At 49.4% G+C, this 21,478-nt stretch carries 22 protein-coding genes; 11 read left to right on the top strand and 11 right to left on the bottom strand.

Annotation, left to right across the window (positions count from 1 at the left end):
• Nucleotides 1-174: 174 nt before the first annotated feature.
• A complete protein-coding gene (locus B0F88_RS13345; protein ID WP_104424410.1) occupies nt 175-390 on the top strand; it encodes a hypothetical protein in 216 nt (71 codons plus the stop codon).
• Here B0F88_RS13345 and mepA read toward each other — a convergent pair.
• The 3 genes from mepA to mtgA all read right to left on the bottom strand — a co-directional run bounded on the left by mepA (nt 365) and on the right by mtgA (nt 3,040).
• Nucleotides 365-1,228, bottom strand: a complete 864-nt coding sequence (gene mepA, locus B0F88_RS13340) for a penicillin-insensitive murein endopeptidase (protein WP_104424437.1) — start codon at nt 1,226-1,228, stop codon at nt 365-367. The genes B0F88_RS13345 and mepA overlap by 26 nt on opposite strands.
• A 108-nt stretch (nt 1,229-1,336) precedes the next feature.
• A complete protein-coding gene (locus B0F88_RS13335) occupies nt 1,337-2,224 on the bottom strand; it encodes an MlaA family lipoprotein (protein ID WP_104424409.1) in 888 nt (295 codons plus the stop codon).
• 96 nt (nt 2,225-2,320) lie between these two features.
• The gene (gene mtgA / locus B0F88_RS13330; RefSeq protein ID WP_104424408.1) at nt 2,321-3,040 is read right to left on the bottom strand and encodes a monofunctional biosynthetic peptidoglycan transglycosylase; all 720 of its coding nucleotides are present in this window, start codon (nt 3,038-3,040) and stop codon (nt 2,321-2,323) included.
• Nucleotides 3,041-3,218: 178 nt separating this feature from the next.
• On the opposite strand from mtgA, the gene B0F88_RS13325 reads away from it, so the two are divergent.
• Entirely contained in the window at nt 3,219-4,223 is a 1,005-nt protein-coding gene (locus tag B0F88_RS13325; protein ID WP_104424407.1) for an alpha/beta hydrolase, read from the top strand.
• Nucleotides 4,224-4,463: 240 nt separating this feature from the next.
• The gene (locus B0F88_RS13320; protein WP_104424406.1) at nt 4,464-5,510 is read left to right on the top strand and encodes a GGDEF domain-containing protein; all 1,047 of its coding nucleotides are present in this window, start codon (nt 4,464-4,466) and stop codon (nt 5,508-5,510) included.
• Between the two features lie 269 nt (nt 5,511-5,779).
• Here B0F88_RS13320 and B0F88_RS13315 read toward each other — a convergent pair whose 3' ends face one another.
• The 5 genes from B0F88_RS13315 to B0F88_RS13295 are packed head-to-tail and all read right to left on the bottom strand — an operon-like array spanning nt 5,780 to nt 10,677.
• A complete protein-coding gene (locus B0F88_RS13315) occupies nt 5,780-7,162 on the bottom strand; it encodes a GldG family protein (RefSeq protein ID WP_104424405.1) in 1,383 nt (460 codons plus the stop codon).
• Complete coding sequence (locus B0F88_RS13310; protein WP_104424436.1) at nt 7,159-7,911, bottom strand: ABC transporter permease subunit; 753 nt, start codon at nt 7,909-7,911, stop codon at nt 7,159-7,161. The genes B0F88_RS13315 and B0F88_RS13310 overlap by 4 nt, the downstream gene beginning before the upstream one ends.
• Nucleotides 7,912-7,913: 2 nt before the next feature.
• The gene (locus B0F88_RS13305) at nt 7,914-8,843 is read right to left on the bottom strand and encodes an ABC transporter ATP-binding protein (RefSeq protein ID WP_104424404.1); all 930 of its coding nucleotides are present in this window, start codon (nt 8,841-8,843) and stop codon (nt 7,914-7,916) included.
• An 8-nt stretch (nt 8,844-8,851) separates the two neighbouring features.
• Nucleotides 8,852-9,475, bottom strand: a complete 624-nt coding sequence (hflD, locus tag B0F88_RS13300; RefSeq protein WP_104424403.1) for a high frequency lysogenization protein HflD — start codon at nt 9,473-9,475, stop codon at nt 8,852-8,854.
• A gap of 2 nt (nt 9,476-9,477) precedes the next feature.
• Nucleotides 9,478-10,677: an EAL and HDOD domain-containing protein gene (locus B0F88_RS13295; RefSeq protein WP_104424402.1), complete on the bottom strand. Its 1,200-nt coding sequence runs from the start codon at nt 10,675-10,677 to the stop codon at nt 9,478-9,480.
• 168 nt (nt 10,678-10,845) lie between these two features.
• Between B0F88_RS13295 and B0F88_RS13290 the strand changes: the two genes are divergently transcribed.
• Both B0F88_RS13290 and B0F88_RS13285 read left to right on the top strand, forming a co-directional pair.
• Complete coding sequence (locus B0F88_RS13290) at nt 10,846-11,061, top strand: heavy-metal-associated domain-containing protein (RefSeq protein WP_104424401.1); 216 nt, start codon at nt 10,846-10,848, stop codon at nt 11,059-11,061.
• A gap of 16 nt (nt 11,062-11,077) precedes the next feature.
• The gene (locus B0F88_RS13285) at nt 11,078-13,318 is read left to right on the top strand and encodes a heavy metal translocating P-type ATPase (RefSeq protein ID WP_104424400.1); all 2,241 of its coding nucleotides are present in this window, start codon (nt 11,078-11,080) and stop codon (nt 13,316-13,318) included.
• 29 nt (nt 13,319-13,347) lie between these two features.
• On the opposite strand, the gene B0F88_RS13280 is transcribed toward B0F88_RS13285, so the two are convergent.
• A complete protein-coding gene (locus B0F88_RS13280) occupies nt 13,348-14,721 on the bottom strand; it encodes a hypothetical protein (protein WP_258076665.1) in 1,374 nt (457 codons plus the stop codon).
• 348 nt (nt 14,722-15,069) lie between these two features.
• On the opposite strand from B0F88_RS13280, the gene B0F88_RS13275 reads away from it, so the two are divergent.
• The 6 genes from B0F88_RS13275 (at nt 15,070) to B0F88_RS13250 (ending at nt 20,103) form a co-directional block, all read left to right on the top strand.
• Complete coding sequence (locus B0F88_RS13275; protein WP_104424399.1) at nt 15,070-15,285, top strand: hypothetical protein; 216 nt, start codon at nt 15,070-15,072, stop codon at nt 15,283-15,285.
• A 225-nt stretch (nt 15,286-15,510) separates the two neighbouring features.
• On the top strand, nt 15,511-15,678 hold the full coding sequence (locus B0F88_RS13270; RefSeq protein WP_104424398.1) for a heavy metal translocating P-type ATPase metal-binding domain-containing protein: 168 nt from the start codon (nt 15,511-15,513) through the stop codon (nt 15,676-15,678).
• Nucleotides 15,679-15,767: 89 nt separating this feature from the next.
• Nucleotides 15,768-15,950 (top strand): hypothetical protein, encoded by a 183-nt coding sequence (locus B0F88_RS13265; protein WP_258076664.1) that lies wholly within the window; start codon nt 15,768-15,770, stop codon nt 15,948-15,950.
• Between the two features lie 112 nt (nt 15,951-16,062).
• Nucleotides 16,063-16,674 (top strand): hypothetical protein, encoded by a 612-nt coding sequence (locus tag B0F88_RS13260; RefSeq protein ID WP_104424396.1) that lies wholly within the window; start codon nt 16,063-16,065, stop codon nt 16,672-16,674.
• A gap of 134 nt (nt 16,675-16,808) precedes the next feature.
• A complete protein-coding gene (locus B0F88_RS13255) occupies nt 16,809-19,265 on the top strand; it encodes a heavy metal translocating P-type ATPase (RefSeq protein ID WP_104424395.1) in 2,457 nt (818 codons plus the stop codon).
• Nucleotides 19,266-19,272: 7 nt separating this feature from the next.
• Nucleotides 19,273-20,103 carry a sulfite exporter TauE/SafE family protein gene (locus B0F88_RS13250; protein WP_104424394.1) on the top strand — a complete coding sequence of 277 codons (831 nt, stop codon included), beginning with the start codon at nt 19,273-19,275 and terminating at the stop codon, nt 20,101-20,103.
• Between the two features lie 246 nt (nt 20,104-20,349).
• Here the strand turns inward: B0F88_RS13250 and B0F88_RS13245 are convergent, their stop codons facing one another.
• The gene (locus tag B0F88_RS13245; protein WP_104424393.1) at nt 20,350-20,589 is read right to left on the bottom strand and encodes a type II toxin-antitoxin system HicB family antitoxin; all 240 of its coding nucleotides are present in this window, start codon (nt 20,587-20,589) and stop codon (nt 20,350-20,352) included.
• A gap of 146 nt (nt 20,590-20,735) precedes the next feature.
• Nucleotides 20,736-21,476: a DNA adenine methylase gene (locus tag B0F88_RS19230; RefSeq protein ID WP_146083351.1), complete on the bottom strand. Its 741-nt coding sequence runs from the start codon at nt 21,474-21,476 to the stop codon at nt 20,736-20,738.
• Nucleotides 21,477-21,478: the final 2 nt, after the last annotated feature.

Below are 21,478 nucleotides of genomic sequence, written 5' to 3'. Positions count from 1 at the left end.
TATGGACGTCTCAAGTTATAATACTTTTGTTTGTCAAGCAGGTAGGGTGAGGTTTTACGAAACTGCCTTAGCTTGTCAGAAAATAAAGCAAATTGCTGATCAATAAATTGGAATCTAGACGATATGAGTGGACACTTGGATAAGTTTACACGGTGCAGTACCCACGGAGAAGTTGTGAAACATCGATACAATATTGAACAAGCCAGAATATTGCTGGATATTTTAAAGTATCACAACGCATCAACCATGTTGCCTTCGTTTCACCAGGTAAAGCACGAAGCGCTTGATGAGGCGCTGGATAAGTTGAGGCTGGAATTGTCCGAATATATTGCAACGGATGACGGACTGGGCTTTATCGTCCCGATTAGGGATGATAAAGGCCTGATTTAGTTGCATTCAAAATAACATCGCACAGCGCCGGAAGTACCGGCGGTTCCGGTTTTTTAGCCGTGGGAGCCGGCGTTTTGGCTTCCTCTGAAAACCACCAGGCCAGCGATGCATCGCAACCGTCGCTTTCAGGAAGCGGCTCCTGTGCTGTGCAGTTTTGATTGTTCAATGGGCATTTAAGACGCACATGAAAGTGATCGTCATGGCCCCACCATGGACGGATTTTTTTTAGCCAACTATGGTCGGATTTACGTCTGCATAACAGGCGTTTGACGCTGGGGTTGACAAAGATGCGGTCTACTTCCGGCTTACCTGCGGCCATTTCAAGGATTTTTTCGTGAGCCGATGACCACTGGCGGTCATCGATAGCATCCGATTGAGCAGCAAGCACCGACGGAGCGCTCCAGGTTTCGCGCTCATTAAACGTCAGACTCCGGTTTGCGGCCTGTTGCGACAGCAGATACCAGATGTCGACATCGAGCCCGCTTTGATGGCTGCGATGCCCGCTTGGTGTAGGGCCGCCGCGCGGCTGCCCTAGATCGCCGATCAGCAGGACTCCCCAATGCCGTGAATGCGTGGTCTTGGCTATGCTTTCGATAAACCGTATCAAGTCGGGGTGACCGTATGACCGGTTTCGCGTGGGGCGCATCAATTGATAGCCGGGGCCATTTTGGGGTAGCGAGACGGCGCCACTTAAGCAGCCGGCCGTGTAAGAGCCAATGCTCTGCGCGCTGTCGCCGATCTGCACGGATTGTTTGATGGTTGCCCAGTTATTTGCGGCAGGGGATGAAGAGCATTCGGAGAAAATACCCAGCAACAAGATGAATAATGGAAATTTCATTTTAAAATCGGCGATCACAATATCACTCTCACTCGTCCGAAGCGCGCGAAATACGGACTGCTCACCAATCATCAAAGGGGCGGCCAGACCGGCCGCCCTGTGCATTACTTATTCTTTAACAGGCGCCGACAAATTTAGAAGGTGTTTGGAGTTATCGATAACCGGAGCTGAACCGTTACCGCTGCCGGTGGCTGTCGAAGCAGCGCCGTTAGTTTTTGCAACGTTCGTGCCTTCGGTTTCAGCCTCCAGTTGCAGCTCATCTTCTTCAGGCACATTGCCGTCGTGGAGCAAGTATTCGCGACGCTGCTGGTAAGAGTTTTTGATAAATGAATAGCGGTCGACAGAGGCTTCATCAACGATTTTTTCAGTCGGTATCAAATCGGCCCGGGTATCGGTCACATCGACGGATTTAGCGCCGGTATTGACCGCACTGATGGCAGCGCCGCTGCCGGCAAATACAAAGGTATAGGTGAGCGGGTTCAATAAAGCGTCGCCAACAGCCCCGGCGACTTCTCTAGGCGAACTGGCTCCCATAAACGGCACCACCAGATAGTTGCCCGTCGGAACGCCCCAGAAGCCTAGCGTTTGTCCGAAATCTTCATTATGCTTTGGCAAATCGATCATTTTTGCCACATCGATAAAGCCTGCGACACCGACAGTAGTGTTAACCAGAAAACGGCTGGCGTCCATACCGCCCTGTAGCATTTTAAGTTGTAGCAAATCATTGACGGTTACGCCGATGTCGTTAAGATTGCTGAAAAAATTGGTTATGCCGTCATTAACGAATTTGGGGGTTATCCACAAATAGCCTTTCGCTACGGGCTTGATAACGGCTTGGTCGAGATCGTCATTAAATTCTTGAGTGCCGCGGTTCCAACCTTCCCAAGGGTCTTTTTCATTGACTTCCTGCGTTGTCGCGCAACCCGCAAGTACACTAGATATAACAAGACTGCTCATGAATAAACGGGCGTTGATAATGGTTTTTTGCATACTCATGGCTTATCTCTACTTACTTTGCTGTTGAATTGATTGGGCGTCTGTATCGGACGGTTATTAATTCTGAAATTATACCAGACACAGTCCCTAAAAAACTCACTGATTTTGCATTTGCCTGAGTATCCAGTGTTGGCGTTTAAGTACATAACTTGATGGCTGTGCCGCCCGCAGCAGTATCGGGTTAGGCAGGGTTGCCGCCAATAATGCCGCTTGCGACCTGCTGATTTGATTTGCGTGGACGCCAAAATAATACTGGCTTGCCGCTTCTATGCCGAACAGATGGTCGCCGAATTCAGCGATATTCAAGTAAACCGTCAATATCCGATCCTTACTCCAGAGTAGTTCGATCAACACTGTAAACCAGACTTCCAGCCCTTTGCGGACAAAGCTTTTTGACGGTGTTAAAAATAAATTCTTGGCCACTTGCTGGGAAATTGTGCTCGCGCCCCTAAGCCGTCCGCCATCGATATACATATCAATAGATGATTGTATGGCATGCAAATCAAACCCGGAATGTTGGAAGAAACGCTGGTCTTCGGCAGCAATGACTGCCGAGGCGGCGTAAGGCGAGATTTTTTTTGCGCTGACCCATGAGTATCTAATAGTTTTGAACGAGCCGTCGTCAATCAAGTCTTCAACATGCCGATACACCATAAACGCCGAGGTGGGCGCCGGCACCCAGCGTAAAAATAGACACAGGCCGACCGATGAGGCCAGAAAGGTGAACAGCAAATAAAGCGCCGCCCTGCGCAGTATTCCCTTGAAGGATAATGAGCGAAAGTTGCTGCGGCTGGAGTAGCGGGATTGTCTTGCCAAGGTAAAAAAGAAGGTTAATGGTCGGCTTTTGTTTTGGTTGGGATTCTTGCAATACGTCCGGCCATATCATAAAGCCTTTGGGTCGGGCTGGATAGCCTTGGTCAATATGTCCATACAGTCAGAATCCGGCTGACACGGGTATAATAGTTCCTACCGTACACGATGCTGAAATAAGCGTATGAAATTCCGATACCTACTGATTGCTTTTTTACTGATTATTAGTCAAAGCGGCTGTATGCCGATGATTTATCCGCCCGGTGAAAAAAATAATGCGGCGCAACTTGGCGAGAACACATTCCTAACAGAAGACGGCGCAAGATTGCCATTACGGCGTTGGCTGCCGAAAACCGAACCGCATGCGGTTATTATCGCGCTGCACGGGTTTAACGATTACAGCCGTTTTTTCGAGTCGCCGGGGGAGTATTTCAGTAAGCTGGGTATCGCCTGTTTCGCGTATGACCAGCGCGGTTTCGGTGCCGCTCCGCAACGCGGTTTGTGGGCCGGCGGCGATGCCTATACCAAGGATTTGCTGGTTTTAGTGCAATTGGTAAAACAACGTTACCCCAAACGTCCGGTTTATTTGCTGGGAGAAAGCATGGGCGGCGCGATTGTCATCACCGCCATGAGTCGGGTAGATATGCCGGAAGTCGCAGGTGTTATTCTTGCAGCGCCGGCATTATGGGCTAGGTCAACCATGCCTTGGTACCAAACCGGGTTGCTTTGGACGCTGGCGCATACTATGCCCTGGTTGACACTGACCGGGGAGGGCGTACATGTCGTGGCGTCGGATAACATCGAAATGCTCCGCGCCCTAGGGCGCGACCCCTGGGTTATCAAGGCGACCCGCGTCGAAACGGTATACGGTTTGACCGATTTGATGGATGCGGCATTTAACAGCGCCGAGTCGCTGCACGGAAATGCCCTGATGCTTTACGGCGAGAAAGATGAAATTATCCCCAAGGAACCGACGTATGCCTTCTTGCAGCAATTCCTCCAGGCGGATACGATGGGAAAAACCGTGGCGATTTATCCGCATGGCTACCACATGCTGTTGCGCGATTTGCAAGCGCCCACCGCATGGAAAGACATCGCCGCCTGGATTAACGACGGTCCCGACAAGCTTCCGTCGGGTGCGGATAGTCGGGCGCGGGAATTGTTAAGCAGCCGATTCAAAGATTTTTAAACTGTGAATGGCTGCAAGTTCCGGGCGAGTCTGGCTTGGGCTGTAATTGCAGCGATAGTTTTACCTGAACTTGCCCAAGGCCAATGAGCGAGGTAAGGACTGTGCGGCAGGCCTGCTTTGAGCGGTAGCGGCCTTTGCTAGGCTGATGCGCTAGGTCACGGGTTGCATATAGTATGTGTTAGAATATTAAACCGATTTCTTTACGTTTTGCAGCCCAATATTATCAACGGGAAAATCCACATGACCAAGGAACCTTTTTTTCGCCTCAACCAAGAACCCGACGCCCTGAATGGTTTTTCCCGAACCGTCGCGGAAATCGAATGGTTACTGTTGGTTTTGATGATGTTTTATCTGGTGGTAGGGCATCTTGAGGAAGAGGTAAAAGTCTTTTTACTGGGCGGACTCTGCGCTTTTGCCAGTTTCGTCATGGTATTCCATTACTTCAACTTTTTTGCCAAAGCCAATGTTTGGAAATTGGCTATAGAAACCTGGGTCATGATCCTGCTGATCACTTGGTTCGTTTGGCATACCGGGCGCCAAAACAGCCTGCTGCTTAACCTGTACTTTCTACCGATCATCACCAGCTCTTTGGCTTTGGGTAAGCTGACTACCTTGCTGGAAGTGATATTAATCGGCACTTGTTATGTCTATTTGGGCAAAAGCGGCGTAACCGGCAATGGGCTGTTCTCCTTAAGCGAGGGCAGCGTCCTGCTGACCTGGCTGTTTCCGATGTTGTTGGTGGGTTACATCACGACCATGCTGTCTAACGACATCTACCACGCTTTCAGCCGTGTCAAAACTTCCGCGCAAACCGATGAATTAACCAGCCTCTACAACCGCGGCGCTTTTATGGAATTATTGGAAAAACAATTGCATCAAGCCCGGCGCGGCGGACGCACATTCAGCTTACTCTTGGGTGATTGCAATAACTTAAAAATCGTCAATGACCGATACGGGCACGAAGCAGGCAACCTGCTGTTGCGCTCGGTCGCCGACAACTTCCGTCATTGTCTAAGAGGCTGCGATTCCGCTGCCCGCTACGGCGGCGACGAATTTACGGTATTGCTGCCTGAAACCACCGCAGAAGAAGCGGAGCTGGTGGCAAAACGCATCAAGGAAACATTGGTTGCCACCAATTTTAACTACCGGGGCAACGCAGTCAGCACCGATATCAGCGTCGGTGTTGCTACTTATCCGCAACACGGCGATACCGCTGAGCTATTATTGCGACATGCCGACGAAGCCATGTATGCCAACAAGCGCGAAAGTAAAAGTCGGGCTGCGTAGTATCTATCTTGGCGCGTGGGTCTTCGAGGCCGATAGGACGATAGGACGATAGGATAATTCTCAGGGCCAGCTCATTAACGGGAACAGGCCGCAACTGCGTTGACTGGCTGTAGCGATCAAATAGAAAAAAGCTTGCAAAACAGAGGGGGTATAGATGCGCTCAGGTACAAAGCGCATCTATCGCGAAAGATGCGTTTCACTTTGTTCAGCGACTTGGGCGCCACATACTTCATTCGTACCTTGGAGCGCAGCAGCGATGCAGGATTTGGCTAACGCTGCTTGCGTTTACGCCAGATGTAAAAGCCTGCGCCCATTAATAAAAACGGTATGACAACCAAAAAGCCGAAACCGATCACGGCGACGCTGATCTGGCTCAGTTGCAGGCTTTTATCGGTTGCGATTTTTGCCGGGATGTCGATAAACCGGTCGTCATGAATCAGCCAGTTGACCATTCGCAGTCCTATGTCCAGGTTGCCGACATTACCGATATAGCTGTTGGACAGGAAATCGCCATCGCCAGTCACGATAATGCGCTGTTCCAAAGGTTCTTTGTCTGAGCTTGTCGAAAGAACCTGTCCTGAGCTTGTCGAAGGGCGGGTCAACGCATAGGCGAAGGCAAGCGGCCCTTGTTTTTCGTCGCCGTCGGCATCGAAAAGAATTTTCCCGGCTATCGGGCCGGTTTCCGTCCATGACTGCGATGCGCTTTTAAGCAGGACTACGGCCTGGAAATCCGTTTCTTCGCCGATTTCCAGCGCGGCGGCAACCGGGTAAACGGTGATGGTCTGAAAACCCTGGGTGACGGGATGGCGAATATAGTCGCTGGCGAGCACGAAGCTGGGGTCGTTAATGCCGTAAAGCTTGGAGCTGCTGTCTACGAGAGTTCCCGGAAGCTGGCGCAAACCTATGAGCTGTTGCAATGCGTCCAGATGGCGGTTGCCCGGATCGGTTAGCAGCAAAAGGTTGCCGCCTTGCCGGATATAGCGTTTGATCAGTTCAAGCTCGGCGGGCAGTAGCGGAACGGCGGGAGCGGTAAGCACCAGCAATGCGGAGTTGCGGGGAATGTCCGGCATTGTCGCCAGATTGATGGTTTGAGCCTTGATTTTACGGCGATCCAGTTCCTTGCCGAATTGGCCTAAATCGAAATTGGCGATGCCGTCAGGTGCGCGTTCGCCGTGACCGGTCAGGAAGGTGACCCAGCGTTCACCGGCGTTAGCCAGTTGCAACAGGGCATTAGTCAGCGATGATTCGTCGATAAAGTTCAGTTTTTCGCTGCGGCCCTGATATTCGACAATAACGGCGCCGGTTGCATCTATATTCAATTCGCGGGTTTTGTCCGGCTGCGAATCGGGGTCTATGAAGCTTAGCGTCAGATCGGCTTTATGCCGTTTGTAGCGGTCAACCAATTGTGCAATCTGGCTTCTTAATGCCGGTTCTTTTTTAATGTAGGCGGTCAGGCGTATGTCGCCGGGCAGCGATTCCAGCAGTTTTTGCGAAGCCTGGGACAGGCTGTTGCTGTTGTTGCCGGTTATATCGGTTTCCACTTTATAACGGTTGCTTAACCAAGCCAGCGTGCCGAAAGCGCACAATAAAGCCAGGACGATAAGTCCGTTTTTTAAGCGGATCTGCTGGTGTTTATGGCGGGATATTTTCATTTTTGCAAGCGGTCGTTATCCAGGCTGCGAATGCTCAGGGTGATGAAGGTGGCGGTAAACAGCACGAAGTAACTCAGGTCGGCCGAGCTGATCAGGCCGCTTTGGATATTCTGGAAGTGCCTTAAGATCGACAGGTATTCAAGCAGCTCGCTGCGTTGATCGTTCATGCCGGCAGACCAATCCAGAATCCACAACAGCAACAACATGCCGAAGGCGCCCATTGCGGCAACGGTGGGATGGCCGGCGACACAGGACATAAACAGGCCGATTGCGGTAAAAGCGGTAACCAGCAGCAGCAGCGCCAGGATATTGGCGAATAGTTTGCCGAAATCGAGCTCGGCGCCGGACAACAAAGATAACGGCATCAGGGTGATCAGCGCAATGATCAACAGCATCAGTCCGAGTAGGCCTAAATACTTGCCGAGTATGATGTCGATATTGGAAACAGGCGCGGAAAGCAGCAGGGATAAGGTCTTGTTGCGGCGTTCTTCGCAGATCAGGCGCATGGTCAATAACGGCGTGACCAGTAACAGAATGATGCCCGCGTTGCCGAACAAGGGCGGCACGATAATATCGGTCAGGCCGGGTGCGCCTTCAATCGAAGCCAGTTTGGGCTGGAGTGAGGTGAAGGCTTCAACCTGGGTTAAAAATAAAAACGCCAGGATGAATTGCAGGACGGCTAATATCGTCCAGGCCATCGGTGACAAAAACAGGCTTCTGAATTCACGGGAAGCAATGGCTAAAATCATGCTCATAATTCGCGATGCTCTTTGGTCAAGCTGATAAAAATATCTTCCATCGATCTTTTTACCGGCGTCAGTTCCTGCAGGCCCCATCCGGCGGCAATGATTTGTTCGGCAATGTGTTCGGCGGGATTGGCGGTGACGCTGTGGTGGATTCTGATCCGGTTTGCTGAAATGCTTTCGATAGAGTTGACGCCGGGGATGGCCGATAACTTGTTAATGTCAGACGGCAGCCGGGTGAGGACTTGCAAGGTGCCGGTATCCATTTGCCGGTTAAGTCCGGCTACTGTTTCGTTCAGTATCAGCTGTCCTTGATCGATGATCTGCACATGTGAGCAGGATTCCTGCACTTCGGTCAGTCTATGGGTAGACAGGATGACGCCGTGATCTTGTCCCAGTTCCCGGATTAAGGCGCGGATTTCACGGATTTGAATAGGGTCAAGTCCGACCGTCGGCTCATCCAGCACGATAACTTCAGGGTTGTGCAAGATAGCCTGGGCAATGCCGATGCGCTGCTGAAAGCCTTTGGACAGATTGGCGATCAGCCGGTCGGCCACCTCGGTTAAGCCGCAACGCTCTTGGGCTCGTTTGATTGAATCAGGGATAGAATTTTTGGCGATGCCGTGCAGCCGGGCGCAGTAAAGCAGGAATTCCTGAACCGTTAGTTCTTTGTATAGCGGCGGCGTATCGGGCAAGTATCCCAAGCTCAGTTTGGCGGCCTTGGGTTGATCCAGCAGATCGAAACCGTTGATTTTAATTTGCCCGGCGCTGGGAGCGAGATTGCCGCACAGCATTTGCATGGTGGTGGTTTTACCCGCGCCGTTGGCGCCCAAAAAGCCGAGCACTTCGCCTTTGGCTAAGGCAAAGCTGACATCGTTGACGGCGCAATGTTTGCCGTAATAGCGGGTCAGGTGTTCGGCTTCGATCAGGGCTGTCATGCCGTCGGTTAAAGTTGCTTCAACAGGATTTGCAATTCAGCCTGAATCTTTTTGCGGTAGAACAGAAATTTCCAGCGGGCGCCGCCGCAGTGCTTCCAAAGAATGGCCGAACGTATCCCGGCCAGCAGGCAGGCGCGTACTTTATTGACGACATCGGGCCTGGATAAATATTCCTGCTCACCATTGACCATGATTCTAGGCTGCATGGTGCTGATAGTGGTGTGATAAATGTTGCCGAGATTCGCCAATACATTTTCATGCAGCAGGCCGAAATGCTCGGATTGCGATTGGGCGCGTTCAATGCCGGCGAAAATGGTTTTCAGCATGGCGGGCTGTTTGGAAAGTTGATTTTCCAGAAAAACCAGCGAGGCTGCATAGCGGGCCTGTTCGGGGTTAGCGATTTTGAGACCGCTCATCTGATCGTTAAGCCGTTCAATGCCCAGTTTAAGGCCGGATAATCCGCCGTAGACATTTGCCACGCCATGTTCATCGCTAACGAAAAGACTGCCAATGCTGGCTTCAAGGGCCTTTGTGTCGGCGGCGCCTGTCGTTGCCAGTTGTTGAACCAGCGCCGCTGTCTGGGCAATGCCGGCAAGAGCGATAGTTTGGTTGGTGATTGTATTTAATGACATAGTTATTTTATATTGCCCATAACGTCTTTTGCCCAGTTGATGCTGTGAATATAAGTGTCGCCAATGATGGCTTGGTCAATATCCTTAAATGATATTGATGAAATATCCCAATGCTCGTAACTGATAACGCACTTAAGCGCTTCTCCGCCCAGCCCTTCTTTGTGCAATATCGCGGAAACGATATTGTCGGCCAAAGGCAGCTGGCTTATTGCTTCATCCAAGGGTATGTCCAGCAAACTGTCCAGATTGGACAAGATGCCGATCAGGAAGAAGTTGTCGGATTTGTTGCCGGTCAGGCTCGCCAATTCCTCACACATTTTGCCGCGTATTAACGCATTTTGCATGACAGCTTCCGGCTTGTTGGATAAGGACGCCAACGTCAATATATTTATCCAGCGTTTTATTTCCTTCAATCCCAGATAAGAAATGGCATGGCTAATGGATGAGATTTTATTGGGTAGGGAGAAAAACGCGGAATTGATGTAATGCAGCAGTTTATAGCTGAGCCCGACATCCAACGAGATTATCTTGGTCAGGTCTTCAAATTCAACGTCCGGGTTGTTGACAGTGTTTAACAATTGAATGGCTGCCGATTGATTAACGCTTATGCGTTTGCCTGAAACTATATTGGGTTTGTTGAAAAAGAAACCCTGGAAATAATCGCAGCCCAATTCGACGAGGTATTGATATTCGGCGTATGTTTCTACTTTTTCCGCAAGTAATTGGACATTGTAGGGCTTCAGCCGGCTGATCAGTTCGCGAGTCTTGGACTCGCCCATTTCCATAATATCGAGCTTGATAATATCGGCAAATTCCACCAGCGGCTTCCATTCTTCGGAAAAGACGAAGTCATCCAGCGCAATGATATAGCCTAGTTTTGACAGCTCTTTCAAGTTGGCGACAATTCTTGAATCGATTTCAACGTTTTCGAGCACTTCAATGACAATCCGGTCTTTGGGTAGGTGTAGCGGCGTCTTGTCCAGGATGTTTTGCGTCGTAAAGTTAATGAAGGCTTTGTGAGGACCTACTATGGTGTTGAGTCCCACTTCTAAAATGGTATCGGTAATGACTTGGTTGGTTGCTTGCGTTGCCCCGTCTTTATGATTCAGGTCGAAATCATCGCCCCTGAAAAGCAGTTCATAGGCGTAAATATTCAGCTTTTGGTCAAAAATCTGTTGTCGCCCGATTATTATGTCTGCCATTTAAAATTGTTTAAGGTGGTTTGTTAGAAATTTATAGGTAATCTCGGGCCAACACAACGATAATCACACATATAATATTTAATTTATACCATGATTATCGACTATCAGTCGAGTATGATATAGGCATTACTTAGAGAGGCCGCGCCTCTGTCAACAAAGGAGACTAAAATGATTGAATCCGTATCGTTAACTGTTACCGGCATGAAATGTGGCGGTTGCGAAGCCAATGTGACAAACAAGCTGAACGCTGTCGACGGCGTGTTGTCGGTTAATGCATCAAGCAAAAACAAGGAAGTCGACGTTGAATTTGATACAGAAAAAACCAGTTTGGATGTTATTACCGACGCTATCATTGATGCGGGTTTTACCGTGGAAACATCGTAATTAAAGAGGTGATGTTATGAGCGCCAAGACTTCCGATGAGTTGCGGTTATCTATCTTGGGTATGAGTTGCGCCGGATGCGTCAGCGTCGTTGAGGGCGCTCTGGCTGCGGTTGATGGCGTGACCTCGGTCAGCGTCAATTTCGCCGACCATTCCGCGCTGGTTAAAGGCGGCGCCGATCCCGAGCTGTTAAAGCGGGCCGTTAAGGAGGCCGGTTATGATGCAGCGGTGATGGAGGGATTTGAAGATCCTTCCGAGCAGGAAGAGCAAGAACTGCAACGTTACCGGCAATTGATGAAAAAAGCCGTTGTAGCGGCAATCTTCGGTACGCTGTTGATGGTAGGCGATCATTTCGGCTGGTTGCCGGAAATCGGTTCTCCGACAGGACTATGGCTCTGGCCGGAAATCGCGCTGATTACCTTAAGCATCCTGGTTTATTCAGGCTGGCATTTTTACAGCGGTGCGTACAAGGCGCTAACGTTAGGGCAGGCCAACATGGACACCCTGATTGCGTTGGGTACAGGCTCGGCGTGGCTGTATTCCTGTATTGTTATCGATTATTACGCCACCCTGCCGTCTTTGGCGAAACATGCCTATTTCGAAGCCGCCGTGATGATTCTGGCCTTCATTAACATGGGTTCGGGATTGGAAACATTGGCCAGAGGCAAAACCTCCAGCGCCATTCGTCAGCTGATCGGGTTGCAGCCGCGCACCGCCCGCGTGATCAGGAATGGCGAAGAAATAGACATCGCTATCGAAGACGTGGGCTTGGGCGAGACATTAAGAGTCAGGCCCGGCGAAAAAATCGCCGTGGACGGCGTGTTGCTGGAAGGGCATTCCACGGTTGACGAGTCGATGCTGACCGGCGAATCATTGCCGGTAGAGAAAACCGTGGGTGCGGAAGTGGTTGCCGGAACCATGAACCAGACCGGCAGTTTTTTGTTTACCGCAACCCGGATCGGCCGCGATACCGCACTGGCGCAGATTATTAAAAGCGTCCGGCAAGCACAAAGCAGCAAACCTGAAATCGCCCGTCTGGCGGATAAAATTTCCGGTGTTTTTGTACCGGTTGTCGTCGCGGTTTCGGCGCTGACTTTTTTGATTTGGTACGCTTTTGGGCCGGAGCCTTCACTGGGCTATGCCTTCGTCACCTCGATGACCGTTCTGGTTATCGCCTGTCCTTGTGCGTTGGGTTTGGCTACGCCTATTTCGGTGATGGTCGCGGTGGGCCGTGCCGCCCAATCAGGCATATTGATTCGTAAGGGCGAAGCCTTGCAATTGGCCGGTAAATTAACCTGTCTGATACTCGATAAAACCGGCACGGTAACCGAGGGCAAGCCGACTGTTTCAACGGTTGACGCCATCGGCGACAGTAGCGAAGAGCAGGTGTTGCAATGGGCGGCCAGTATTGAATCGGGCTCGGAACACCCGCTGGCGACCGCTATTATATCGGCAGCGGAAGCCAGGCAAATAAAGCTCGAAAAAGTTAAACAATTTGCCGCAGTTGCGGGCCACGGGGTCATGGCGACCATTAACGAACGGCGCGTACTGTTCGGCAACAAGGCGTTGATGGAAGAGCAAAGCGTTAGCTACACGCGCTTTAACGACCGGTTGGAAGAGCTGTCGGCTTTGGGCCAAACGCCGATGCTGCTTGCCGTAGACGATCAAATAGTAGGCATTATCGCCGTTTCCGATCCGATTAAAAAGGATTCTGCGCATGCGGTGCAAATATTGAAAAACCAGGGTGTGCGCATCATCATGGTGACCGGGGACAATCAGATAACCGCTAATGCGATTGCCAGGCAGGCGGGCATTTCCGAAGTGCGGGCGCAGGTGTTGCCTCAGGATAAGGCAGAAGTGGTTAAAGAGCTGCAACAATCCGGTGAAACCGTCGGCATGGTCGGCGACGGTATCAACGATGCGCCCGCCTTGGCGCAGGCCGATGTCGGTTTTGCAATCGGTACCGGAACCGATGTCGCCATTGAAAGCGCCGATGTGGTTATTTTGCAAGGCTCGCTGTTAAAAGTGCCTGAAGCCATCGAGTTATCCAAGGCGACGGTGATCAATATCAAGCAAAACCTGATCGGCGCATTTTTCTATAACACCGTCAGCATTCCGGTTGCGGCAGGTTTGTTGTATCCGCTATTCGGCGTGTTGCTAAACCCGATGATTGCCGGTGCGGCTATGGCATTGTCCTCGGTGACCGTGGTCAGCAACGCCAACCGCTTGCGTTGGATGAAGTTCGGCGAGAGCAGATAACTGTAAGGTGTGAATCTGTGAGAATAGTCTTATAAACTATTCTCACAGTCTTCTGGCTGAGTATTTTTATTATCTCGGCACGGAACCACAATAACCTGGGCAAAGCCTCCGCCGGGAGTGCGGAAATTAGTTGTTTGTCCCTGATAGAGGCGGGCGCTTATCAATTGTGTCCGGCCTTTATAAACGTAATGCCGCAGGTCAAGTTTGAAATCGACGATTTTGTTTTCCACTTCCAATTGACGTTCACTCGGTTGCACCAGCGTCTGTGCAACGTAATCGCCCTGCAATATTTCGCCAAAAACCCGCCGGGTTAGCTTGTCGCCGCGATAGGCGGCTTTGCTGCCGTAGCCTTTGGCGGGTTTAAAAAACAAATGTTTGCGGGCAGCCCACAGTGATTCGGCATCATCAGGATTGACCGAAACGGTGTGGGCGATACCGGTAAGAAGCAGGGTTCTGGTTTTCGCGTCAACGCCGAGATCCAGCAATGTCGCTTCGTCAGTCAGCAGCACCAGGTTTCTTTTGTCGGCATAAAGTGCGTGAGCCCGTGGGTGAGGGGTCACGACTACCGCTTTGGCCAAGTAGGCTTTTAATAAAGATTCGTGCGCCGCTGCTTCTAATCCGAAATCCGTCAGCCGATTGTAGATCAGGTCAATACGCTGGTTTTCGTGCCAAAGCGCTTGCTCATGAAATACCAGTTCAGATGGATCGCAAATAATGGCGTTTATGTTGTGTTGTTCAAACAGTTTTTTGAACAAAATAAATTCCGGCAGCATGTATTGGCTTTCCGGATTTTCATCGACAATAGCGATAGAACCTAAAGGCTGTTCCCCCCGTTCCGCTTGCCACTCTTCAAGAAACATCGCAATAAAGGCTTGTTCAGGATTATCGGCGCCTGTTGCGCATGTTATCTGCGCCAGTAATTCTTCCACGGCTAAATCGCAACAAGTTTTTTGCGTGCGCGCCACGATAGCATTAAGTAAAGCTCCGCCCGCATTGGTGTTGATTTCAATTAATTGCGGTCCTTCGGGGCTCAGGTGGAAGTCGTAACCGAAAAAAACACTGTGCGCCTTCGGTATAAATTTCGCCGCATCGGGAGCATACGCAAGGACGCGTTCCTGATAAGCGGGTAAAGCGATAACACTTTCTACGGCAGTAATGATCTCGCGCTGTTTTTTTATACTGCTGTCGGTAACAAAAACGGCGGATTCGGCAAAAAGATGCGGGCGTTCTTCCATGATCATTCGATACAGGTTGGTATCGTCTTGCGCTTGCCAAAGTTCCGCATGCATTGCTTCCCGGTTGAGCGATACGCAACGGCATTGGCTATTGAGTTGGTCGGCCTGCTGCTCGCAGTGATGCGTGTCGGTCGATTGGGATGGAATTGAATGGGGTGGGAGCGTCATTTAAATTTCATTTGTTGCGATAAAAATATTGTTGAATTCTGATTTAAGGAGTGGGTCGTCTGTCATTGTCAATTTGTGGGTGTTGTCGATATTAGCGGGGGCTAATCATAGAGCAAACTGCGGCTTATACCCATTACTTATTTTTGCAGGTCAAATGAAGGGGTGCAGAGCAATATAAGGGATATGGCGCACCAACTCATTAAACTATGTTATTTAACTTAGTTTAATGAGTTGGTGTGCAATCAATTCTATTTATTTTTAATAAAATCAGTTGCTTATAAATTGGCATTAATTGTGCTCTCTGTTTTGTACGTTTTATTACTTAATTGTATAGAAGAGGTGTGAAATATGAGTCAGCAAGCAGCATCCACAGAAGTTAACAAAAATAATAACGGCTCTTTGTTATTAGGAACCGGTTTAGTTGTTGCGTCGATGATTTTAGTGCCGGCTTTGGCTGTCAGGCTGGGTCTGGGCGCTAGTTTGACAGGGGCGTTAAGAATTGCTCTGATGAAGGCTTCAAGTCGGGCGGTGAGTGGCAGGGCTGATGTGTCTAAGGCAGCTTAAGTAATCCCGGAGTTGTTATTTTTTGCTCAGACATTGTATGCCAAAATATACAATGGATGGGTTATAATGGAACAGCTTTAATTTTTGCCTCAGCTCATTTGTTAGTCATGCTGCTTGAACGATGCAATTACCCAGTTAGCGATGTGAATAAGTCGTATGCTGTTGTAGGGAGATTCATATTTTGCTAGCATTGGCAAACAGGTTAAATAACATAGTTTAAGTATAATGACCGATACTAAAAAAGTGTGCGATCTTTGCGGATTGGATGTTGAAACACCGAGTTTTACATTGAAAACAAAAGAAGGCGATAAAGCGTTTTGCTGTGAAGGATGTAAGGGCATTTATCAACTGTTAAATGAAGATCAGATTCTGCCCGATCCTGACCAGGATTAATTGTTTGAATTATTAAGGGAAAAATCAATATGAAGCTCGCAGCTAAAGGGTCAATTGTTTCATCTACAGTACATACGGGGAGTAGACTAATGAGTAATGTTGCTAAACATCCGGTTCTTGTTTTCGGTATGGGCGTGGTAGCCGGCTATCTGGTCTACAAATACAGAAAAGAAATAATTTCCGGCACCACCAAGGCAGTAGACGCCGGTAAAGATTTTGTGCTGCAACAAAAAGAAAATCTGGAAGACATCGTCGCGGAAAGCAAAGAATAACAAACAGATTCTTCAGTCAACGTCGGTTCATTTCTTACAGAATAACGGGTGTTCTTCCTGTCTGCATAAAGCCAGGGCGCCCGTTTTGTTTTTTCAGGGGTTTTCTTAAGTTATGTCTATCCAAAAAGAGTTTGTGCTGCGTTATCGTGTGGACGGGCATGTAAGATTTCAAATACCCGCTCAGGTTTGCAATGTTGATGCAGCCAAAGCGGTGACGGATGGCATCTCCAAAATAGACGGTGTGTATCGCGCCAAGCTCTATCGTGGGCAGCAGAAATTATCTATTCGCTTCGATGAAGCGGTTTGCGATTTCAAGTCGTTGGCCCGGCAATTGTTTCAATTGCTCGCCGATCTGGAAAAAAACGGCGACTTAAATCCAAAGCCTGTTTCAAAGTCAATGCTGTGGAAGGAAAAAGTCAAATCGAAATTAGACGGTTTTAAAGCGACACGCTGGGCCAAAGAAAAATTTGGGGATGCGAAAGAAACCGTTCAGGCCGCTAAAATCATTACCAAGATGGGCATGAAAAAGCCTGCGGCTTTCATGAAAGACCCGGAAAAAGCCATCATTGATTTTTTAAACGATATTTTGGTGATCTTTCTTATCAGGCTGCACTGGAACAATATTACTCAACATTGGCTGGTAAGACCTTTTGCGCATCGTTATGAATGGATGGCTCTGTTTTATATGTTCTTTTTGTTAGTTCGCTCACGCAGACAAAAATAGAGAGAGGCGAAAGGAGCATGTTGACGATTGTTTTTTAGCCTTTCGCCTAATCCTCATCTCTCACTTTGTAGTGGCGAGTTAGGTTTGATACTGTTTTCGTTATACCCTCCTGCCCATACCTGAGAACTGTCGCTATGGATACCCAAACTTCTCATCCGGCTCCGAAAAATTTTCAGCTGGTTCACCAATTAACCCGACGTATCCGAATCATCTCGCCGATCTTGAAAAACGATCAGGAGCGCGGCTATATTTTCGAGATTCTTTTAAAAAAGCGGCCTGAAATAAAAAGGGTGCGCTCAGTATACGCGTTGGGCTCTGTGGTTATTCAGTTCGACCCGACCCGGTTGCCCAAAAAGAATTTACTGATTATGTTGGATGCGGTGCTGGGCAATATTGCCCGGAAACAGGCCGAGCAGCACGAACAACAAAAGAAGGTCTTTGAAGGTCCGGTACAGGAAGTCGATCTTGCCGTTGAAGGCATGACCTGCGCATCCTGCGCCTTGCTGATCGAAATGGTGCTAAAGCGCGACCACCGAATCAAGCAAGCCAGCGTAAACTTCGGAACCTCAACCCTGACCGTTCATGGTCAGTTAGTCAAGGATGACGTGAGCGCCAAGGTTGCGACTCTGGGCTATCAAACCTACGCGATGGATACCTTATCGCAACGTAAAAAACTGATCGAAAAAGAGCAGCAAAGGATTGTTGTCGCCAAACGCCGGTTTATCTGGTCCGCTGTTTTGAGTTTTCCGGTTGTCGTTGTCGGCATGAGCATGCCGACCTCGCGCTGGCTGCATTGGATGCAGTTTGCGCTGACCACGCCGGTGGTTTTCTGGTCGGGTTGGACGTTTTTTACCAAAGCCTGGCGCTTGGCAAAGCAACGAACAGCCAATATGGACTCGTTAATCGCTCTCGGCGTCGGCTCGGCTTACGGCTACAGCTTGCCTGCATTATTCAGGCGCAGCGGTCATATCTACTTCGAAGCGGGCGCGGCCATCATCACTTTTGTGCTGTTGGGGCGCTTTTTAGAGGAGAGAGCCAAAGGTAAAGCCGGCGAAGCGATACGCAAACTGGTCGACTTGCAACCGCAAACCGCAACCCTGATTCGCGACGGACAGGAAATAGTCATTGCCGTTGACGATTGCGCGATAGACGATGTGCTGCTGGTGCGTCCCGGCGAGAAAATACCGACCGACGGCATCGTCATCCACGGCGTATCGACGGTTGACGAGGCCATGGTGACCGGAGAAAGCCTGCCCGTCGTCAAAGACGTGGGCCACCAAGTGATTGGCGGCTGCGTCAACGGCAACGGCGCGTTGCGTATCCGCGTAACGGCGGTGGGCATGGATACTGTGTTGGCGGGCATAGTGCATATGGTCGATCAGGCGCAGGCGACCAAGTTGCCGATCCAAAAACAGGTCGATAAAATTTCCGCCGTGTTTGTGCCGTCGGTGATGGTTCTTTCCGGTTTAACCATGGCCGGTTGGCTGCTGGTAGGCGCGCCGTTCGGCTTCGCTTTCGGTAACGCGATCACGGTATTGCTGATCGCCTGTCCTTGCGCATTGGGCTTGGCGACACCGGCGGCGATTATGGTGGGCGCGGGGCAGGCAGCGCGCGAAGGGATTTATATCCGCAACGGGGAAAGCCTGGAGACGGCGGCGAAGCTCAATGTCGTCGTTTTCGACAAAACCGGCACGATTACCGAAGGCAAACCTAAAGTCACCGATTTGCTCAAACTGTCCCGGCTCAGCGAAGAAAAAATAATCCGGTTGGCGGCCTCGGCGGAACACAGTTCGGAACATTTTTTGGGCAAGGCGATTGTGACTTATGCCAAGGAACGGTCTATCGAATTGCAGGAATGCACGCATTTTTACAGCGAAACCGGCCGGGGCATCGAAGCGTCAGTTGACGGCAAAATGCTGTTGCTGGGCAATAAAGCCTGGCTGTTGGAGAAAGGCGTAGAGGTTGAGGGTTTGTTGGCTGCGGCAGGCGATTTTTCAGGGCAAGGTAAAACGCCGGTATTTATGGCGGTCAACGGCAAAGCGGCGGCTGTATTCGGCATTGCCGACAAGCCCAGGCCTCAGGCCGTACAAGCCATTCAGCACCTGAAAAAACTCGGCGTACATACGCTGATGGTAACCGGCGACACCGAAAAAACCGCAAATTATATTGCCGCTATCGTGGGCATTGAAACGGTTATCGCCAATGCCAAGCCCGAACAAAAATTGGCCATCATTCACCAGTTTCAAAATGAAGGCAAAAAGGTCGGCATGATCGGCGACGGCATTAATGACGCACCTGCATTGGCAGCTGCCAATGTCGGCTTCGCGATCGGAACCGGCACCGACATCGCGATTGAGTCGGCCGATATGACGCTGGTGCACGGCGACATCACCAAAGTGACCGAGGCTATCCAGTTAAGCACCGATACCATCAGGATCATCAAGCAAAACCTGTTCTGGGCGTTCGGTTACAACGTCGTTGCCATTCCGGTTGCGGCGATGGGAAATCTCAACCCGATGATAGCCTCGGCCGCGATGGCTTTAAGTTCGGTTTCGGTTATTGTTAACTCATTAAGATTAAATAAAAAATAGGAACGCAATGGATCATTCAACGATGGATCATGGCATGCAGCATGTCGTTGCCGCTGCCGGCGGATTTGATTACGGTCTGGCTTTTATGGCCGGTGTACTGGGCAGCGGCCACTGTGTCGGAATGTGCGGCGCGCTGGTTTCAGGGTGTTTTATGAAACCCGGCATGTCAAAAAGTTATTTGCCGTATTTCGCTTATCAGATTGCCAGAATATTCGTGTACACCTTGGTCGGATTTGCAGCGGCCACCCTCGGCGTCGTGCTGGTTTCCAGCGGGGTGTTCGGCCAAGTTCAAAGCATCCTGCAAATGATCATCGGTGCCGTTGTGATTGTTCTCGCCCTGGGTATTTTAGGCTGGATTCCCTTTCAAGGCTCGGTAAAGCTGTTGCCGATGAATGTGTTGCGCCGGGGTTATGCCGAATCGAGAAGCAAAGGCCCCTTGCTTGGCGCAACGATTGCCGGATTGTTAAACGGCCTGATGCCGTGTCCGTTAACCTTTGCGATGGCGGTTAAAGCGACATCGGCGACGACCATTATGGAAGGCGGTTTGCTGATGTTGACGTTCGGAGCGGGCACGCTACCTACCATGCTGTTTGTCAGCGTGGCGTTCGGCAAAATGAGCGCCCAATTTAGAGGCTTGATGTTGAAGTCTGCCGCGCTGATTATGATCGCGATGGGCTGCAACACGATCTATATGGGATTATCGTTCTATGCCGCAGAAAGCTTCCAGCAACATAATTTCATCCACGATATAAAAAATGAAATCGATTCAGTTATTCTGTTTCTGCAACAAATGCTTGAATACTATACCGGCTTGATTAAAAACATTCAGGGCAGTTAAACGTAACGCGTTGATTTTGTGCGCAGAGGCATGCTGATTCAGATTCAGGCGTGTGAACACAATGTAAAAGTCTGGATTCGATCCGGCATAAATGAAATCGAATTTGGATTTATGCCGATATTATCTAAAGATCAAAAATATGAATATCTGCTTTCGGCCATTTCCTGTCTTTCAAAGGATTCTGGAATGGCCGGTTTATGTTAGAAACTGCTCATTCATAACGCGAAGCTCCGCTGGAGCGTTGGCTTAAGCTACATTCAATAATTTACTTGCTAAATTCCTGCTCACCGTAGGAGATGGCAAAGGCTTCCCATCATTTTTGATAGTTTCAACCCATTCATTCACAATCTGACAAAGCTCGGTATAAACTTGAATCTCATCATCTCCATGACAGCAAGTATCAATTATTCCGGGACAAGAACCAACAAAACATCCATCTTCATCGGACCATTCAACAATTTTGATATAGCGGTCACTTTCTTTCATTATTTTGACTCCATAATCTTTCTCTTTGTCTCGCGAATTTGATAGGGTTTAGCATCATCTGAGAGTTGCCCAGAAATAGTAATGCGGCTACCGTTTGGGTGTTCATAGTTTCTATGGCTACCTTTTTATATTCCAATTATTTGCTTTTAGACTGAAATGTCGGGCAACAAAAGGCGGTTACCCGACCTACCCGGCTCTATAAGATCGAGTATATTGCTTTGTTTATTTCTACTTCCTTGTTTGTAAAAAATCATTTCTTTACTAGTTTTACCTGCAATACCCTTTAATTCAATCAGAGGAGTAAAAGGTAAATAATTTGCGCCGATTCCTTCGCAACAAATTATTTCTCCTTTTCTGGATAATGCCCATTTAGCAAGTTCTGTGTAATTAATCAATGCACTACTGTGGCGGTAGCCCATCCCAGGCTCGCCTAAATAGGGTGGGTCAATGAACCATGTTGCTTCAATATCAGGAGCTTCCGTAAAGTCTCCGCAGATGATTTCCCAATGCTTGATTTCATGCAAATGTTTGGCAAATACTCTTCTACTAATTTCCCAGTTACGAGCAAGAACTGGCGTTACCTTAATTCTTTTGAATGCAAAAGCCATTTTGGTTGCCGCGTGAATTATATGAAGAAACTCTGTACTTCTTTCCCCTGGCTGTAGGTCAGGAAGCGACTGTATGTCTCGTTCAGTTGCTTCGTGAATAAACCATTTCCAAATGTTGGCAACCTTTTCATCCTTTTCAATCAAAATAACTTTTTTAGCTATTGAATTATGATGAAACGAATATGCCGCCGCCCCTGCAAATGGCTCTATAATGACATCATAGTTTGGTATTGGGTAGTGCTTAGCAATCTGCTTTTTTCGACCATAGTAATAGAACATGT

This window comes from Methylobacter tundripaludum (genome assembly GCF_002934365.1).
Classification (GTDB): Bacteria; Pseudomonadota; Gammaproteobacteria; order Methylococcales; family Methylomonadaceae; genus Methylobacter_A; species Methylobacter_A tundripaludum_A.
The sequence above is the reverse complement of the archived record's forward strand: the minus strand, read 5'-3'. Positions and strand labels throughout refer to the sequence as shown.